Here is a 15163-nt window from a genome sequence, read left to right on the forward strand (position 1 = left end):
GCCAGCTCGTCACCTTGACATTGACCATGTCATTACCCGGTCATGCCCGGCCCTTTCGCCAGTCGAGCCGTGGCGGGGGCGGTCCGAGGTTGGGCGGCGGCTCCTCCCCGTCGGCGGCCTGGGGGTCGAGCGCCAGCACGGCCTCGCGCACGTCCTCCAGCTGGCCGAGCGTGGTCTTGGGGAAGGTGAGGATGGCGGGGTTGGCGTCGGCGAGGCGGACCCGCCGGCCGGTGGCCGTGGCGTCGGTGACGATGACGGAGGTCGTGGGGAGCTGCTGGAGCTCGTGCGGCTCGACCAGGAACTCGCGTGAGCGCTGGAGCACGCGCTCCTTCTCGGAGATCTTGTCGGCGGTGCGGCCCCACTCGGTGGACTCGGTGATGTCCTCGGCGAGGTCGGCCTCGCCCTCGTCGCGCAGCTCGCGCTCGTCGTCCACCTGGGAGACCGTGGAGGTGTAGCCGCCGTTGAGCCCCGGCAGCGACGCGCTGATGGTCTCGGTGAGCTGGGCCAGCTCCAGGCGGTGCTCGGTGCCGACGTGCTCGCTCGCGACGCGGGCGTCCTCGGCGTTGCCGAGCCGCATGAACGCCACCGCCGCGTGCCCCCTGCCGAGCCGTTCGCGCACGGTGGGGGTGAGCGAGCGGTAGGTCAGGACGAGCCCGGTACGGGAGGTCTCGCAGGCGTCCATGAGCCGGTCGAGCACGTCGCCCCTGAGCTTGTCCGCGCCCGCCACGATGATCGTGTGGTACCAGGGGCGGTCGGAGGCGGGCGACTGGCGCAGGATGTGGGTGAGGGCGGTGGCCACGTACGTGCCGAGCACCCGGTTGCCGAACACCCCCGCCTGCCGGTCCATGCTCACCACCCGCAGCCGGGCCGGCGGCAGCCGTACGGCCTCGGTGCCGAGCGTCTCCAGCTTGCGGAGCTGCGATTCGAGGGCCCAGGCCCGCTCGATCACCACGCGGTCGCTGACGCCGCGGCCGAAGAGCGTGCCGATGCGTTCGAGCTGGGTGGCGGTGAGCAGCCCGAAGCGCAGGTCGTCGCGCGGGTCGCCGACCTGCGCGAGCGCCCGCAGGGCGGCCGTGACCTGGCTGATGGTGGCGTTCTCGCCGAGGACCTCCAGCACCCGCTCCAGGATGGCGTTGTCGAAGCTGAGGTCGCGGGTGGTGCGGTGCTCCTCGCTCACGCTGACCACGTGGGCGAGGACGTCCGCGAACGCCTCCGGCTTGAGCGTCGCGCCGAGGTCGAGCTTGGGCAGGTCGACCGGCAGCACCCACACGAGGGGGTCGTCGCCGCCCTTGCGGGCCAGCTCGATGAGGTCCTTGGCGATGGCGCCCTCGGACAGGTCGAGCACGGTGAGGTGGCCGCCGCTGTAGAGGCGGGTCGCGCCGAGCAGCGTGATGAGCGCGGACCAGCCGGGCAGGGTGCCGCCCGCCACGTCGATGCGGTCGATCTCGTCGGGGACGGCGACGGCGTACCAGCTGAGCTGGCGGTCGTGGCGGTCCTTGGACTCCTGCCACTCGCGGTAGCGCCTGGCGTGCTCCTCCTGGGCCTGGAAGAGCTCCTTGTCACGTTCCTGACGTCGGCGCTGGTCCCGCGCCTGCTGCTCCAGCGCGCGGTAGCGGACCGCCTTGTCGCCCTGCATGAGGGCGAAGGTGCAGATGGCCGCCACGCCGCCGGCCGCCACCAGCCCGACGATCGCGAACGACCAGTCGAGGTAGCCCGCGACGGCGACGGCCAGGATCAGCACGCTCAGCACGAGCGCGAACACGCGGAACAGCCGGACCGGCCGGTTGAGCATGTCCTCCTGCATCTGCTCGCGGCGGCCCGCCTCGGCCTGGACCGGATCGGGCCCGGCCGCGGGCTCCTCGCCCGACGAGGCCGGTGAGGGCCGTTTGGGCGGGGGGCCGGGGTCGGGGTGCAGCAGGAGGTACTGCCAGCCCAGGTAGATGCGGTCAGCCTGAAGCTGGGCATGCTCGGGATGCACGTCTGCCACGTGACCCTCCGGCCGCGATCGTTCTCCCAATGTCGGGTCGCCCTTTCCCGCCTCGTGACAGCGTAAGAGCTTCAACCCCCGGAACGGCAGAGTTTCTCGGCAATTCGGCCGAAGCGTTGGGAGCAATGCGGCAGATGGTACAAGCGATACCTATTACCATCCATAGCCATGACGGAACCCGCCGGCGGCAGCGACGAGAGGCCGAGACGCCCGGTGGTGGTGCCCGCCATCGCCCTGGTGGCGCTCACCGGCCTCGGCATCACCGCTCTGCTGGGCGGGCTCGACGAGGCTCCCGACGTCCCGAAGCCGCTCGGCCAGGGCGCGGTGCTGGACCAGGGCATGTACTCCACCAAGTTCGTGGAGTCACGGGTCAAGGTGGAGAAGGGCGAGCTCTCCTTCGACGAGGACAAGCGCTTCGTCGAGCTCGTCTTCGACGTCACCAACAAGACCGACGAGACCGCCAGGGTCGGCATGCCGCCCGAGCAGCCCTCGCAGGCGTTCACGCTGACCAGCTTCGCGGGCTCGCTCCTGAAGATCAGCCCCGCCTTCTCCAAGGAGTCGGGGCCGTTCACCTTCGCGCTGATCAAGGGCGATGAGTCGCAGCAGCTCCAGCCGGACGTCCCGACGCAGGTCATCGTCCGCTACCGGCTCAAGGAGGGCGAGCGGCCACCGGACCAGATCACCATCGACGTCGGCTCCTTCGAGGAGGGGACCAGCTTCCTCAACGCCGCGTCCCAGTGGCAGATGGTGTCCGAGCAGGTGGGCGAGAAGTTCGTCCCCGAGATCAAGGCGCGGGTGACGCTGCCCGTCAAGCAGGAGGCCGGCGCATGACCGCCACCGCGCCCCGCGCCGCCGCGCTCCCCGCGCCCGGCGGGCCGCCGGCCGGCCGCAGGCCCGGTCTCGGCGCGCGGCTGCTCGCCGTGGCGGCCGGAGTGCTCCTGATCGCGGGCGCGATGGCACTGCAGACGCTCAAGCTCGGGGAGACCGAGGTCGGCGACGCGATCGTCTACACGGGCGCCAAGGGCGAGAACGTCGACGCCCGCAGGTTCACCCTCCGGCTCGACTCGATCACCGCCGCCAAGGCCCTCCAGGGCTCGTCCGAGACCCTCGCCACGGACAACGTCTTCCTCGTCGTCGGGGCCTCCGCCAAGTCGAGTCTCAAGCCGTACCACCTGGCGACGCCCGTCCTCGTCACCGCCGACGGCAAGCGGTTCGAGGCCACCGACCGGGTGGACAGGTCCGTCACGCTGTCCAACACCTTCGTGCAGCCGGACATCTGGGTGAGCGGGCGGTTCTACTTCGAGGTGCCGGCGTCGGCGCTGCCGGGGGCGAGCGTGCGGTTCGGCCTGCCGCAGGGGGTCGGGTGGGTGGAGCCGTACCAGCCGGAGGTGGAGATCGATCTCGGTCTGGACGACGAGGGCGCGCGCAAGCTCGTGGCCTCGGCCCAGGACGTCTACCCGACCGTCAAGAAGTGATCGGCACATGAGCACGAACGAGCGTGACTGGTTCTCTCCGGAGCAGCGGCAACCCCAGCAGGGCTGGACGCCGGTCCCCGAGGGCTACACCGGGCAGCCCGCCCGTCCGGGGCCCGCCGCGCCGCCGCGCCGCCCCGCCAGGCCGCAGCCGTACGACGCCCGGCGGCCCAGGGTCCCGCATCCGGACCAGCAGGTGTGGCCGCCCGTCGGCCGCCGGCAGCAGGGCAGCTCGACGCAGCCCATCCCGGCCGTCCCCGGAGCCCCGCCCTCCCGGCCGTGGCCGCCCCAGGGCCTCCCGCCACGGCCCGCGGACGCCGGGCAGGCCGCCGCGCGGACGGGAAAGCCCCGCCGCCGCCTGCTCGTCGCCGTCGCCGCCGTCGCGGTCTCGCTGCTCACCGTCGCGGTGAACCTCTACGACCACCACGACTTCTACGAGCAGCAGGTCACCCGCGGCCTGAACCACATCGAGACCGTCGTCCCCGCCGGGCAGCCCGGCAAGGTCTACAACACCGAGTGGCGGGTCGCCGTCGCCCCGATGAAGCCCCCGGAGGGCAACAAGCACGGCCCCGAGGTGACCTGGCTGAAGATCGACATCACGAGGAGGGTCGTGGACGCGGCCTCCGCCACCATGATCGGCGATCCCGGCGACATGAAGCTCCGCGACCGGGCCGGCCGCGAGTGGACGGTCCCCTTCGAGGTCGTCGGCGACCGCCCGCTGGAACGCATGGAGGTGGGCAAGGACTACCGGATCCAGGGCATGGCGATCGTCCCGACACCCGTGGCGGAGGAGGTCGAGCTGTCGTTCGAGCCGAGCAACTACCGCTCGGACACCCCGACGGAGGACCTGTTCGACCACGAGAAGGTGAAGGCGCTGGGCCTGGACGTGTACGTGCTGCGGTTCAGACGTCGTTGAGCGGCCGGCCGCGCAGCCGCGCCCGGGTGGCCGCCAGATCGTACGTCGCCGCCAGCAGCGCCATGGTCAGCACGGTCACGACCATCTCGCGCAGGTAGACCAGCGGCACGCCCTGGTAGACCCACACCCATTCCTCGCGGGAGCCGACGAGCGCCACCACGGCGCGCTGCGCGTAGGCGCCGCCCACCGAGAGGGCCACGTAGCACAGGCACATCATGCCGAACAGCGGGAAGCCGCTCCTGAACACCAGCCGCAGCGAGTTCGCGAGCGGCAGCCAGCGGTCCCTGAAGCCGCCGGTGAGCCGGTCGAACGACTTCTGGGTGAGGTCGTGGCTGCTCTCCAGCCGGTCCACGCCCTTCTCCAGCCTGGTCCCCTTGACCAGGACGCGGGTCTCGTCGGAGTAGGCGCCGAAGACCAGCATCGCCACGGTGAGCCAGGCCAGCGGCACGGCGACGGCGTCGATGAACAGCGGCCAGTAGTCGCCGGCGATCGCGTCCCACACCGGGAGGTTCTCCTTGGCCGCGGTCACGACCTCCTCGGTGCCCGCGACGACGCTGCGGTGCTCCACCCACTCGGAGCGGGCGTCGGCGAAGGCCACGGTGGCGTTCAGCCCGTAGAAGACGAACGCGAACTCGGAGAAGGCGGCCAGGAACCCGAAGAAGCCGCCTTTGCCCTTCTCCAGCGCCTTGGCGAAGAGCGTCTTCAGCGCGAAGGTGACGACCATCGCGCCGAGCGAGACCCGCCAGTCGAGGTCGGTCAGGCCGCGGCCGACGTCGCTGCTCTCGCCGAAGAACGAGGCCGTCATCTGCTCGTCGAGATGATGGAACATGTCCATCTGGTAGACGTCCCTGGCGTCCTCGGTCTGGAAGCCCCAGGCGAGGTAGAGGACGGCGAAGGCCGGCGCGACCCGGTCGAGGGTGCGGAAGAACGGCTCGTCCGCCACGCCCTCCCCGGCCCTCGCGCGCATCTCCCAGAGCGCGCCGCGCAGCGCGTGCAGCATCCCGGTCGTGACGACCATCGCGGCCAGGACGATGAACGTGAGCAGCGTCATGACCAGCACCAGGCGGACCTGGCGCCATTCGCCGTAGGCGACCTCGCTGGCCCCGTAGAGGAGCGCGTAGCGGGCCGCCTCGCCGGCGGCGAACCAGAGGATCAGGGGCAGCGCGCACTTCCCCGCCAGCCGCAGCGCGTGCAGGGGCAGTGAGTACGGCGAGGGCATCCGCCGAGCCGGTGCAGGCCCGGACGCGGGTGGTGCCATCACGCCTGTCGAACCGGACATCTGTGGAATCGTAGCGGCCTGTCCCTGGTGTCGCAGCAGCAACCTCGGAAACGCGGCCGGGGTGACAAGTCGCTAGTCCCCCGTAGGAACCCCGGCGGCACGGGGGGAGCATGAGCGCATGGAACCGCTCCCCGCGTTCGACACCGACCCTCGCGCGGTGGGGGATCGACTGCGGCGGCTGCGTCAGGAGCGCGGCGTCTCGCTCTCCGAGCTGGCCGGCCGGGCCGGCATCGGCAAGGACGCGCTCGCGGGCGTCGAGACCGGCGCCCACAGCCCGACGCTCGCGACGCTCTGGGCCATCACCGCCCAGCTCGGCGTGCCCATCGGGGCCATACTCGACCCGCCGCCCGAGCCGCGGATCATGCGCGGCACGGCCATGGAGGCCGAACTGCTGGAGGTCTTCGAGGACGACCGCGTCATCTACGAGCTCTACCGGGTGCGCGTCCCGCCCGGACTCACCCAGACCAGCCCCGCCCACCACGAAGGCGTCACCGAGCACATGACGGTCTTCACCGGCATGCTCAGCGCCGGGCCCATCAAGGAGCCGCTGACCGCCGGCCCCGGCGACCACATCTCCTGGCGCTCCGACGTGCTCCACGGCTACCGCGCGCACGGCCCCGACCTCGTCCGGGCCACGCTGCTCATGCGCTACCCGGTCAAGCCCTGACACACGAAAAGGCCCGCGCCGGAGACCGGCGCGGGCCCTGCCACGAAGAGGTCAGACGGCGACCGCGAGCTGGGCGACCTCGCCCAGCTTGGCCTCCACCTGCACGTCCCTGGTGACGCCGCCGCCCGCGATGATGCGGACGGTCCAGTCGCCGGGGGCGGCGAAGAAGCGGAAGACGCCGTCGTCGGACACCACGACCTCGCCGGTGAACTCACCGGTGCGGTCGAGCAGGCGGGCGTAGGCGGTGCCCGTGCCGGTCACCACACCCTGGATCACGGCCTGGTTGGACAGATCGATCCCTGCGGGCAGCGCCACGGTCTGCTCCGGCGCTCCGCAACCCTGTGCCGTCATCAGCGGGCCTCCCCCAGCTCGATCGGCACGCCCACGAGCGAGCCGTACTCGGTCCACGAACCGTCGTAGTTCTTCACGTTCGCCTGCCCGAGGATCTCGTGCAGCACGAACCAGCTGTGCGCCGACCGCTCGCCGATGCGGCAGTAGGCGATGGTGTCCTTGCCGAAGTCGACGCCCGCGTCCTGGTAGAGGGTGCGCAGCTCGTCGTCGGACTTGAAGGTGCCGTCGTCGTTGGCCGCCTTGGACCACGGGATGTTGCGGGCGGTCGGCACGTGGCCGCCGCGCTGCGCCGCCTCCTGCGGAAGGTGGGCCGGGGCCAGCAGCTTGCCGGTGAACTCGTCGGGCGAGCGCACGTCGACCAGGTTGAGCTTGCCGATGGCGTTGACCACGTCGTCGCGGAAGGCGCGGATCGCGGTGTCCTGCTCCTGCGCGGTGTACTGGGTCTTGGGCCGCTCGGTGACGTCCTTGACCAGCTCGCGCGAGTCGAGCTCCCACTTCTTGCGCCCGCCGTCGAGCAGCTTGACGTTGTCGTGGCCGTAGAGCTTGAAGTACCAGTAGGCGTAGGCGGCGAACCAGTTGTTGTTGCCGCCGTACAGCACCACGGTGTCGTCGTTGGAGATGCCTCGGTCGGACAGCAGGGCCTCGAAGCCGGTCTTGTCCACGAAGTCGCGGCGGACCGGGTCCTGCAGGTCCGTCCGCCAGTCGATCTTCACAGCGCCACGGATGTGGCCGCTGTCGTAGGCGCTGACGTCCTCGTCGACCTCGACGATGACGACTCCGGGCGTGTCGAGGTTGGCCTCGACCCAGTCGGCGTCCACCAGTGCGGCGGAGCGGCTCATTGGGAAACCTCCATGTTGGCGGCGGGCAGTAGACGGCGAATATGCGGGTACGTGGCGCAGCCGAGGATGGATCCCGAGGCTGCGGTGAGGATCTTCGTGAGGAGCTCCGGCGGGATGCGCGCGGCCGCAGGCGCCCGGAAGCGCCCCGTCGAAGTGACGAGGGCGGTGGTCAGGGTCGTGATCGGCGCGCGGAGGCGCGACAATGCAAGGTCGGCACGCATCGCGGGATGCTCCTGAAGGGTCGATTGGGGCGGATCCGCTAGATCCGCGCTAGATCGTCCTCAGGCAGCGCGACAGAGCGCGGTGGCCACGCGGCAGAAATCAACCGCGCGCCGCTTCGTGAGCAGCTCTGTCGAAGGGGTCATAGCCAAGACACTACTCGGCGTCTCGCCATCTGTCACATCTCGTCCGGTTGATGAGACGATTCCTGATTCAACGCCCCTGCGAGCGCCACCAGGACGTCGGCCTTGCGCGGCTGCCCGGCGGCCCGCTTGACGATCCGTCCCGCGCCGTCGAGCACGAACACCGTCGGCGTGCCGGTGACCTCCAGCCTGCGCACCAGGTCGAGCCGGGACTCCGCGTCCACCTCGACGTGCCGCACGCCCGGCACGAGCGCGCTCACGTCGGCGAGCACCCGCCTGGTCGCCCGGCACGGCTGGCAGAACGCGGTGGAGAACTGCACCAGCGTCGCCCGCTCACCGAGGGCGGCGCCGAGGTCCCCCTCGGACAACGAAGTCACGTCGGATGCAACCGGCGCGACCGGCGATTGCTTCCCGCCCCCGGCCTACCTGCCCGGCACCTTGACCCGGACCAGCACCTTGCCCGTGCGCTCGTCGATCACGTCGAAGCGGACGATGTCGGCGAGCGGCAGCCCGGTCGTGGTCTTGAACGCGTCGCGCTCCTCGAAGCCGGCGCCTCCGGCGATCCAGCCGTCGGTGACGTCCCGCCGTCCGCCCTCGCCGACGACGCGGACCTTGCAGGGGGTGCCGGCCGGCACGCCGCGCAGCCGTACGGCCAGCTCGGAACCGTCGTCCGCGGGCCAGGCCAGGATCGTGGCGTGGTAGCCGTCGGCGGCGTTCTCGCCGGTGAACTCGGGGCCCGCCACCGCCTGCTTCTTCTGCTTCGTGGGCATGGCGGACGGGCTGGGGAGCGGGTCGCCGGTCGCGCGCAGCTCGCTGTTCTGGTCGGCGAGCGGCACGGGCTGCTCGGCGGCGGTGGCGGCCGAGTCGGCCGCACCCGACGAGGACGCGGCGGAGGAGGCCGCCCGCTCCGGCGCGCTCGCCGCGGTCATGGTCTGCCCGTCGCCGGTCACGGCCGTCCAGACCGCGCCGCCGACCACCAGCGCCGCTACGGACGCGGCCGACAGCAGCAGCATCCGGCCGCGCCTGGTGCGCCGGGCGCGGTCGTCGAGCAGCCGGTCCAGCACCTGGCGCGGCGGGCTGGCGACCAGCTCGACGTCCCGCTCCGACACCTTGCCCAGGAACGAGGTGACGTCCTCCAGCTCCAGCAGCTCGGCGGCGCACGCCTCGCAGCCGGCCAGGTGGCGGTCGACCTCCTGCGCCTCCTCGGGGTCGAGCGCGCCGAGCGCCCGCACCCCCAGGGACATCCGGACCTCCTCGCAGGTCATCACGGCGCCAGCCCCCGCTCCTCCAGCGCGAGCTTGAGCGCGCGCAACGCGTAGTAGGTGCGCGACTTGACCGTCCCCGGTGGAATGCCCAGCGTGTCCGACGCCTCCTTCACCGATCGCCCCCGGTAGTAGACCTCCATCAGCACCTCGCGGTGCTCGGGCCGCAACGCGGCCAGCGCCTCGGCCACCGCCCACGATTCGACGGCGCGCTCCAGCTCGTCCTCGGCCGGCACGACGGTGAGCGCCTCGTCGCTGATCTCGGGCGGCCTGGCCTTCCTGGCGCGGTGCTGGTCCACCACGAGGTTACGGGCCACCGTGAACAGCCACGCCCTGATCGGCCGGTCGGTGAGCGCGTCGGGATGCCGCCAGGCCCGCAGCAGCGTCTCCTGCACCACGTCCTCCGCCCTTCCCGAGTCGCCGGTCAGTCGCAGCACGTAGCCGTAGAGCGGCCCCGCGTGCTCGTCGAAGAGGGTCTTCACGAGTTCCTCGTCGGCGGTCCCGGCTGCGCTCACGCCCTCATCACGTACGGCGGCGCCGATCGGTTCAGGCTCATCCACGAGGTTTATCCACGGAGCGGCACGTCGGTCGCCTCGGCGGTGAACTCCAGTCCGTCGGCCACGCTCCTGACCCGGGTGACCTTCACGTCGAAGGGCAGGTCGGCCTTGAACGGGATCGGGATCGAGACGAACTGCGCGAGCGCCGCGGGCACGCCCTCGATCTTCTCGGCCTGCAGCCTGATCTGCCCGTCGACCACCGAGACCCGCAGCTCGGCGTCGAACTTCACCTTGTTCGCCCCCACCGTCAGCTCGCCCGACGCGGTGAGCCGCGACCCGTTGCCGCCGATCTTGACGCCGCGGGGGGCGTACTTGTCGATCGTGGCCCTGGTGAGGGTGCCGCTGACGGTCATGCGGTCGGCCCGGATGTCGGCTCTGTTCTGCAGGATGTCGGCGAGCGGCGCGGTCACGTCGTAGGCGGCGCCCCGCAGGTTCTTCACCGGCACGCCGCCGTAGGTGAGGGTGCCGAGGTCGAACCGGACCTCCGGATAATGCCCGCTGACGGCCTGGGTGAGAAAGGGGATGCCCTCAATGGTGACCGTGGGCGTGCCGGAGAGGTCGGCGGCGGCCGCGATGCGGTTGGCGAGGTCGCGTTCGACCCCGGCGGCCGCGACGCGGTCGACGGCGACAAGGAGAATGACCAGCACGATCAGAAAAACGATCAGCTTGCGCATGGGGCTCCCTGTGCAGGCGGGGGTACGAGCCTATCGATCGAGACCTCTCATTCCCCCGCGAAGCCGTTGATCACCCACCGGCGAAAGGCGGCAGCACCTCGACGGTGACGCCGTCGCCGAGCATGACCTCGTCGTGCGGGCGCTTCCCCACGGGCGCGCCGTCGACCAGGAACGAGCAGCGCCGCACGACGCGCGCCAGCTCGGCCCGGTCCGCTGTGATTTTCGTCATCAACTCACTCAGCGTGACCGCGTCGAACGACTCCTCGGCGACACCAGCCGCTTCCTTGGCCGCCGCCCAATACCGTATTTTGCCTGTGGCCATTTGATCCTCACAATCCTTGCCGAACCATTGTGCGTCTTCCTTAACAAGGTTGTTTCACGAGACGCGCTGTTCACCTGGTGGACCCGCAATGGACGGGTCTTACTCGTGGGATATCCTCACTCACAGGACCTGGGCGACGTAGCCCCCGGGTCCTTGCGTGTTTGAGGAGGCCGTAATGAGCAATCTGCTCCTGCTGACCAACGCCCTCGAGCCGTCATCCGAGGTGCTCCCGGCGCTGGGGTTGCTGCTCCACTCGGTCCGCGTGGCGCCCGCCGAGGCGTCCGCGCTCATCGACACACCGCCCGCCGACGCCGTCATCGTCGACGCGCGCAGGGAGCTCGTCCAGGCCAAGAGCCTGTGCCGGCTCATCCGCACCACGGGCATCGACTGCCCGCTGCTGGTGATCGTCACCGAGGGCGGCCTCGCCGCCATGACCGCGGAATGGGGCGTCGACGACGTCCTCCTCGACAGCGCGGGCCCGGCCGAGGTCGAGGCGCGGCTGCGCATGGCGACCGGCCGCATCAGCCAGGCCGCCGCCGAGGACGTGCCCGACGAGATCCGCAGCGGCGACCTGTCCATCGACGAGGCCACCTACACCGCCCGGCTGCGCGGCCGGGTGCTCGACCTCACCTTCAAGGAGTTCGAGCTGCTGAAATACCTCGCGCAGCACCCGGGCAGGGTCTTCACCCGCGCCCAGCTCCTCCAGGAGGTCTGGGGCTACGACTACTTCGGCGGCACCCGCACGGTGGACGTGCACGTCCGGCGGCTGCGCGCCAAGCTCGGCACCGAGTACGAATCCCTGATCGGCACGGTCCGCAACGTCGGCTACCGTTTCGTCCCCGACCGGGCCGACACCGCGACCGTCTGAACGGCATCGACAGCCCGGCATCGACAGCCCGGCATTGACAATGGGCCCGCCCGATGTGACACATTGGTGGTCAATCCGTTCAGCAAGTGTCAGGCCGAGGACACCGCCGTCCGACGATGGGTGGTGTCGGGGTGCAGTCGTTCAGGTCACTGGTGGACGAGGGCGCCCGGCCGCGCGTGTTCCGGCGTAACGAGACCATCTGCTCCCCGTTACGCGCCCCTCATCACGTTTACGTCATCGACTACGGCTACGCCCGCGAATACACCCCCGGCGGCGACCGCGAATGCCTCCACGACCTCCGCGGCGACGGCGACCTGATCGGCGAGCTGGCCTTCTGGAGCCCCGCCGAGCGGGTCAGGGTGGACGCGCTGACCGAGCTGCGGGCCTGGCCGATCGACCTGCGGCGGCTGCGCGAGCACGCCGCCGCCGGCCCCGGCGTGGCCACGGCGCTGGTGCAGGAGCTGTTCGCCAGGAACGTCGCCGCCCGCAGGCACGAGGCCCTGTCCCGCGCCCCGGTCGCCGCCCGGCTCGCGGTGTGGCTGCTGCACCTCGACGAGCGCTACGGGCTCGCCTCCGAGTCGGCGCCGCCGCTGTCCATGGAGACCCTGGCCGACCTGGTCGGCAGCTCCCCCGACGTGGTGCAGCGCCAGCTCCAGCAGTGGACGCGGCGCGGCTGGCTGGTCCGCCCCGGCTACCGGCGGCTGCGCGTGGCGGACCCGCCCGCGCTGCGGGCCGCCGCCGGCGACTGGGAGCACCTGTCGGCGCCCTTCACCGGCCGCGTGACCCCGTTCCTGACCCGGCCCGGCGCGCCGGCGGAGCCGCTGCCGGTCGGCGAGCTGCCGAAGCCCCGCCAGCTCCCCGCCGACGTGCCCGACTTCACCGGCCGCCAGCAGAGCCTCGACCTGCTCACCGCCTGGCTGGACCGGCCCCGCCGCACCGGCACCATGGTCGTGCAGGGCCTGCCCGGCGTCGGCAAGACCGCGCTGGTGACGCACTGGGGGCACCTGCACGCCGGCCGCTTCCCCGACGGACAGATCGTCATCGACCTGCGCGGGCAGTCGCCCAGCCAGCCGCCGATGAGCGCGGTCGAGGCGCTCGGCCAGATCCTGCGCTCGCTCGGCGTCGGCGAGCCCGCCGCCGACGAGGCCGAGCTGATGCTGCTCTACCGCAGCAGGACGGCCGGGCGCAGGCTGCTGCTCATCCTCGACAACGCCGCCGACGCCGCCCAGGTGCGCCCGCTGCTTCCGGGCGGCAAGGACTGCGTGGTGCTGGTGACCAGCCGCACCCGCATGGCGCCGCTGCGCGCGACCGGCCACGCCGACCTCATGGACCTGCCCGTGCTCGACCCGGGCAACGCGGTCGCGCTGCTGGTCGGGGTGCTCGGGAAGGGCTCGCCGCGGGCGGCCGACCGGGACGCGCTGGCCGAGCTGGCCCGGGTGTGCTCCTACCATCCGTTCGCGCTGCGCATCTCGGCCGCCAAGCTGGCCGAGAACCCCGGCATGAGCGTCGGGGAGCGGATCCAGGAGCTGCGCCGGCCCGGCCGGGTGCTGGTGGGCGATCCCGAGGAGGCGTTCCGGTCGGCGCTGGACCTCGCGTACGAGTCTTTGACCCCGGCGCGGCGGCGGGCCTTCCGGCACGTCGGGCTGCTGCCGGGGCGCGACTTCACCCCGCAGGTGCTGGCCGCCGCGCTGGGCGTGCCGGTGGCCGAGGCCGTCGCGGCGGTCGAGGGGCTGCACCGGGCCTACCTGGTGGAGCCGCTGCCGGGGCCGCGCTACCGGGTGCACGACCTGGTCAAGCGGCTGGCCAGGGAGCTCGGCCGGCACGCGGAGGCGGGCGTGCGCGAGGCGCGGGCGCGGCTGCTCGACCACTACCTGGCGGTCGCCGGCGATCCGGCGACGCCGCGCGAGTGGTTCGAGGCCGAGCGGCGCTCGCTGGTGTCGGCCGTGCGGCTGGCCGAGGAGAGCGGCGCGTACGGGATGGCGTGGCGGCTGGCCGAGGCGGTGTTCGCGCCGTTCAGGCGGCTCCGCTTCTACGAGAACAACCTGGAGATCCAGCAGTCCGGCCTCACCTCCGCGCTCCAGGTCGGCAACCGGCGGGCGATCGCGCTCATGCGCGGCAACCTCGGCTCCATCCACCGCGACATCGGCCCGTCCACGCTGGCCGCCCGCTTCATCGGCGAGGCGCTCGCCGACCACACCTCGCTCGGCGACGACGTCGGCCGGGCCCGCGCGCTCATCGACCTGGCCGAGGTGTACGGCATCGCGGGCAAGGTCGAGGACGCGCTCCGCCGCGCCGGCGAGGCCCTGGACCTGTACGGCGAGATCGGCGACCGGACCGGCGTGGCGAGCTGCCTGCACACGCTGTCCCGGCTGCACCTGTCGCAGGAGCGCTATGAGCCGGCGCTCACGTACGCCCGCCAGGCCCTCGCCGTACGCGCGGAGCTGGGCGACCGGCGCGGCACCGCCCAGAGCCTGATCCTGCTGGCCCGCGTCCAGCGCGACCTCGGCGAGCCGGAGGCGGCGCTGTCGGAGGGCCTGGAGGCGCTGTCGATCTGCCAGGAGCTGGGCGACGAGCAGGCCGAGGCCGAGACCCTGCTCTGCCTGGCCGAGATCTACGATCTGCTGCGCCTGCCGCACGACGCCCGGCGCGACGCCGAACGCGCGCTCGCCGGCTACACCGCCGCCGGCGACCACCACGGCAGCGGCCGGGCCCTGTGCGCGCTCGGCCGCGTCGCCCGCAACGGCGCCCGCTACGACGAGGCCCTGGCCTGTTACGAGCAGGCGCTCACGGTGCAGGTGGAGCTCCACCACGAGCAGGGCAAGGCCGAGACGCTGGCCGACATCGGGCTCGTGTACTGGCGGCTGGCCGACTACCTGCGTGCCGACGACTATCTCAACCAGGCGCTGGCGATCAGCCGGGTGATCCACGACGCGCCGGGAGAGGCCCGCACGCTCAACCGGCTGGCCCGGGTGCGCAGGCGGCAGGGGCAGCCGCAGGTGGCGTTCGTGTACGCGCTGGAGGCCCTGGACATCGTGCAGGGCACCGGCAACCGGCGGGCCGAGGCGGACGTGCAGGAGACGCTGGCGTACACGTACCTGTCGCTCGGCCGGCACGCCTCCGCGCTGCGGGCGGCGCGGGCGTCGCTGGCGATCAGGGAGGAGCTGGGCGACAACCGGGCCAGCGCGCTGCTGTCGGTCGCGCAGGCCAGGCACGCGGCCGGCCGGGCGGCGGAGGCGCTCGGCCCGGCGACGGAGGCGGTCGAGCTGCAACGGGCGGCCGGCAGCCGCGACCGGTGGGCGGCGGCGCTCACCGCCCTGGCGCTGGTCCTGCTCGACCTGGACCGGCCCGGGGAGGCGCTGGAGCTGGCCCGGCAGGCCAGGGACGTGCACCAGGAGTGCGGCACGCGGCGGGACCTCGGCTGCGCGCTGCGGGCGCTCGGGCTGGTCTCGGCGCGGCTCGGCGACCGGGACGGGGCCGTCGCGTGCCTGACGGAGGCGGCGCGCACGCTGGAGGAGGTCGGGGACGTGCAGGAGGCCGGCCGGGTGGCGGAAGAACTCCGGTATCTGCCGTGAATCGCCGATGAAAGTAGGGAAATCCGGGGGCTGAG

Annotated in this window: 17 protein-coding genes; 6 read left to right on the top strand and 11 right to left on the bottom strand. The window is 72.1% G+C overall.

The annotated features are described in order from the left end of the window. Positions 1–40: 40 nt before the first annotated feature. Positions 41–1987: a hypothetical protein gene (locus AC27IY_RS28475; RefSeq protein WP_423451075.1), complete on the bottom strand. Its 1947-nt coding sequence runs from the start codon at positions 1985–1987 to the stop codon at positions 41–43. 168 nt (positions 1988–2155) lie between these two features. On the opposite strand from AC27IY_RS28475, the gene AC27IY_RS28480 reads away from it, so the two are divergent. Genes AC27IY_RS28480 through AC27IY_RS28490 form a run of 3 tightly spaced genes read left to right on the top strand, consistent with a single transcriptional unit; the run spans position 2156 to position 4375 of the window. After that, complete coding sequence (locus AC27IY_RS28480) at positions 2156–2818, top strand: hypothetical protein (protein WP_487179775.1); 663 nt, start codon at positions 2156–2158, stop codon at positions 2816–2818. Then, a complete protein-coding gene (locus AC27IY_RS28485; RefSeq protein WP_487179776.1) occupies positions 2815–3462 on the top strand; it encodes a hypothetical protein in 648 nt (215 codons plus the stop codon). Before AC27IY_RS28480 ends, AC27IY_RS28485 begins: the two co-directional genes overlap by 4 nt. A 7-nt stretch (positions 3463–3469) precedes the next feature. After that, positions 3470–4375, top strand: a complete 906-nt coding sequence (locus AC27IY_RS28490) for a hypothetical protein (RefSeq protein ID WP_449946623.1) — start codon at positions 3470–3472, stop codon at positions 4373–4375. Here the strand turns inward: AC27IY_RS28490 and AC27IY_RS28495 are convergent. Next, positions 4362–5654: a hypothetical protein gene (locus tag AC27IY_RS28495; protein ID WP_487179777.1), complete on the bottom strand. Its 1293-nt coding sequence runs from the start codon at positions 5652–5654 to the stop codon at positions 4362–4364. The genes AC27IY_RS28490 and AC27IY_RS28495 overlap by 14 nt on opposite strands. Positions 5655–5772: 118 nt before the next feature. On the opposite strand from AC27IY_RS28495, the gene AC27IY_RS28500 reads away from it, so the two are divergent. Next, complete coding sequence (locus AC27IY_RS28500) at positions 5773–6321, top strand: helix-turn-helix domain-containing protein (RefSeq protein ID WP_487179778.1); 549 nt, start codon at positions 5773–5775, stop codon at positions 6319–6321. A gap of 51 nt (positions 6322–6372) precedes the next feature. On the opposite strand, the gene AC27IY_RS28505 is transcribed toward AC27IY_RS28500, so the two are convergent. The 9 genes from AC27IY_RS28505 to AC27IY_RS28545 form a co-directional block, all read right to left on the bottom strand. Then, on the bottom strand, positions 6373–6672 hold the full coding sequence (locus AC27IY_RS28505; RefSeq protein WP_344218009.1) for a DUF1416 domain-containing protein: 300 nt from the start codon (positions 6670–6672) through the stop codon (positions 6373–6375). Further along, positions 6672–7511, bottom strand: a complete 840-nt coding sequence (locus tag AC27IY_RS28510) for a sulfurtransferase (RefSeq protein WP_329585917.1) — start codon at positions 7509–7511, stop codon at positions 6672–6674. The genes AC27IY_RS28505 and AC27IY_RS28510 overlap by 1 nt, the downstream gene beginning before the upstream one ends. Continuing rightward, complete coding sequence (locus AC27IY_RS28515; protein WP_423477608.1) at positions 7508–7732, bottom strand: hypothetical protein; 225 nt, start codon at positions 7730–7732, stop codon at positions 7508–7510. The genes AC27IY_RS28510 and AC27IY_RS28515 overlap by 4 nt, the downstream gene beginning before the upstream one ends. A 60-nt stretch (positions 7733–7792) precedes the next feature. Next, a complete protein-coding gene (locus AC27IY_RS28520; RefSeq protein WP_350773254.1) occupies positions 7793–7876 on the bottom strand; it encodes a putative leader peptide in 84 nt (27 codons plus the stop codon). 32 nt (positions 7877–7908) lie between these two features. Further along, positions 7909–8241 (bottom strand): TlpA family protein disulfide reductase, encoded by a 333-nt coding sequence (locus AC27IY_RS28525; protein ID WP_423477609.1) that lies wholly within the window; start codon positions 8239–8241, stop codon positions 7909–7911. A gap of 54 nt (positions 8242–8295) precedes the next feature. Next, complete coding sequence (locus tag AC27IY_RS28530; RefSeq protein WP_487180063.1) at positions 8296–9138, bottom strand: anti-sigma factor family protein; 843 nt, start codon at positions 9136–9138, stop codon at positions 8296–8298. Next, the gene (locus tag AC27IY_RS28535; protein ID WP_487179779.1) at positions 9138–9695 is read right to left on the bottom strand and encodes a sigma-70 family RNA polymerase sigma factor; all 558 of its coding nucleotides are present in this window, start codon (positions 9693–9695) and stop codon (positions 9138–9140) included. The genes AC27IY_RS28530 and AC27IY_RS28535 overlap by 1 nt, the downstream gene beginning before the upstream one ends. A gap of 5 nt (positions 9696–9700) precedes the next feature. Next, positions 9701–10366 (bottom strand): LmeA family phospholipid-binding protein, encoded by a 666-nt coding sequence (locus tag AC27IY_RS28540; protein WP_487179780.1) that lies wholly within the window; start codon positions 10364–10366, stop codon positions 9701–9703. Between the two features lie 70 nt (positions 10367–10436). Further along, complete coding sequence (locus AC27IY_RS28545; RefSeq protein WP_423451081.1) at positions 10437–10688, bottom strand: MoaD/ThiS family protein; 252 nt, start codon at positions 10686–10688, stop codon at positions 10437–10439. A 175-nt stretch (positions 10689–10863) separates the two neighbouring features. On the opposite strand from AC27IY_RS28545, the gene AC27IY_RS28550 reads away from it, so the two are divergent. Both AC27IY_RS28550 and AC27IY_RS28555 read left to right on the top strand, forming a co-directional pair. Beyond that, a complete protein-coding gene (locus tag AC27IY_RS28550) occupies positions 10864–11556 on the top strand; it encodes a response regulator transcription factor (protein ID WP_344218020.1) in 693 nt (230 codons plus the stop codon). 131 nt (positions 11557–11687) lie between these two features. Next, positions 11688–15128, top strand: coding sequence for a tetratricopeptide repeat protein (locus AC27IY_RS28555; protein ID WP_487179781.1), 3441 nt, complete (start codon positions 11688–11690; stop codon positions 15126–15128). The last annotated feature ends 35 nt before the right edge of the window (positions 15129–15163 follow it).

The sequence above is a fragment of the Nonomuraea sp. B208 genome (assembly GCF_057536035.1).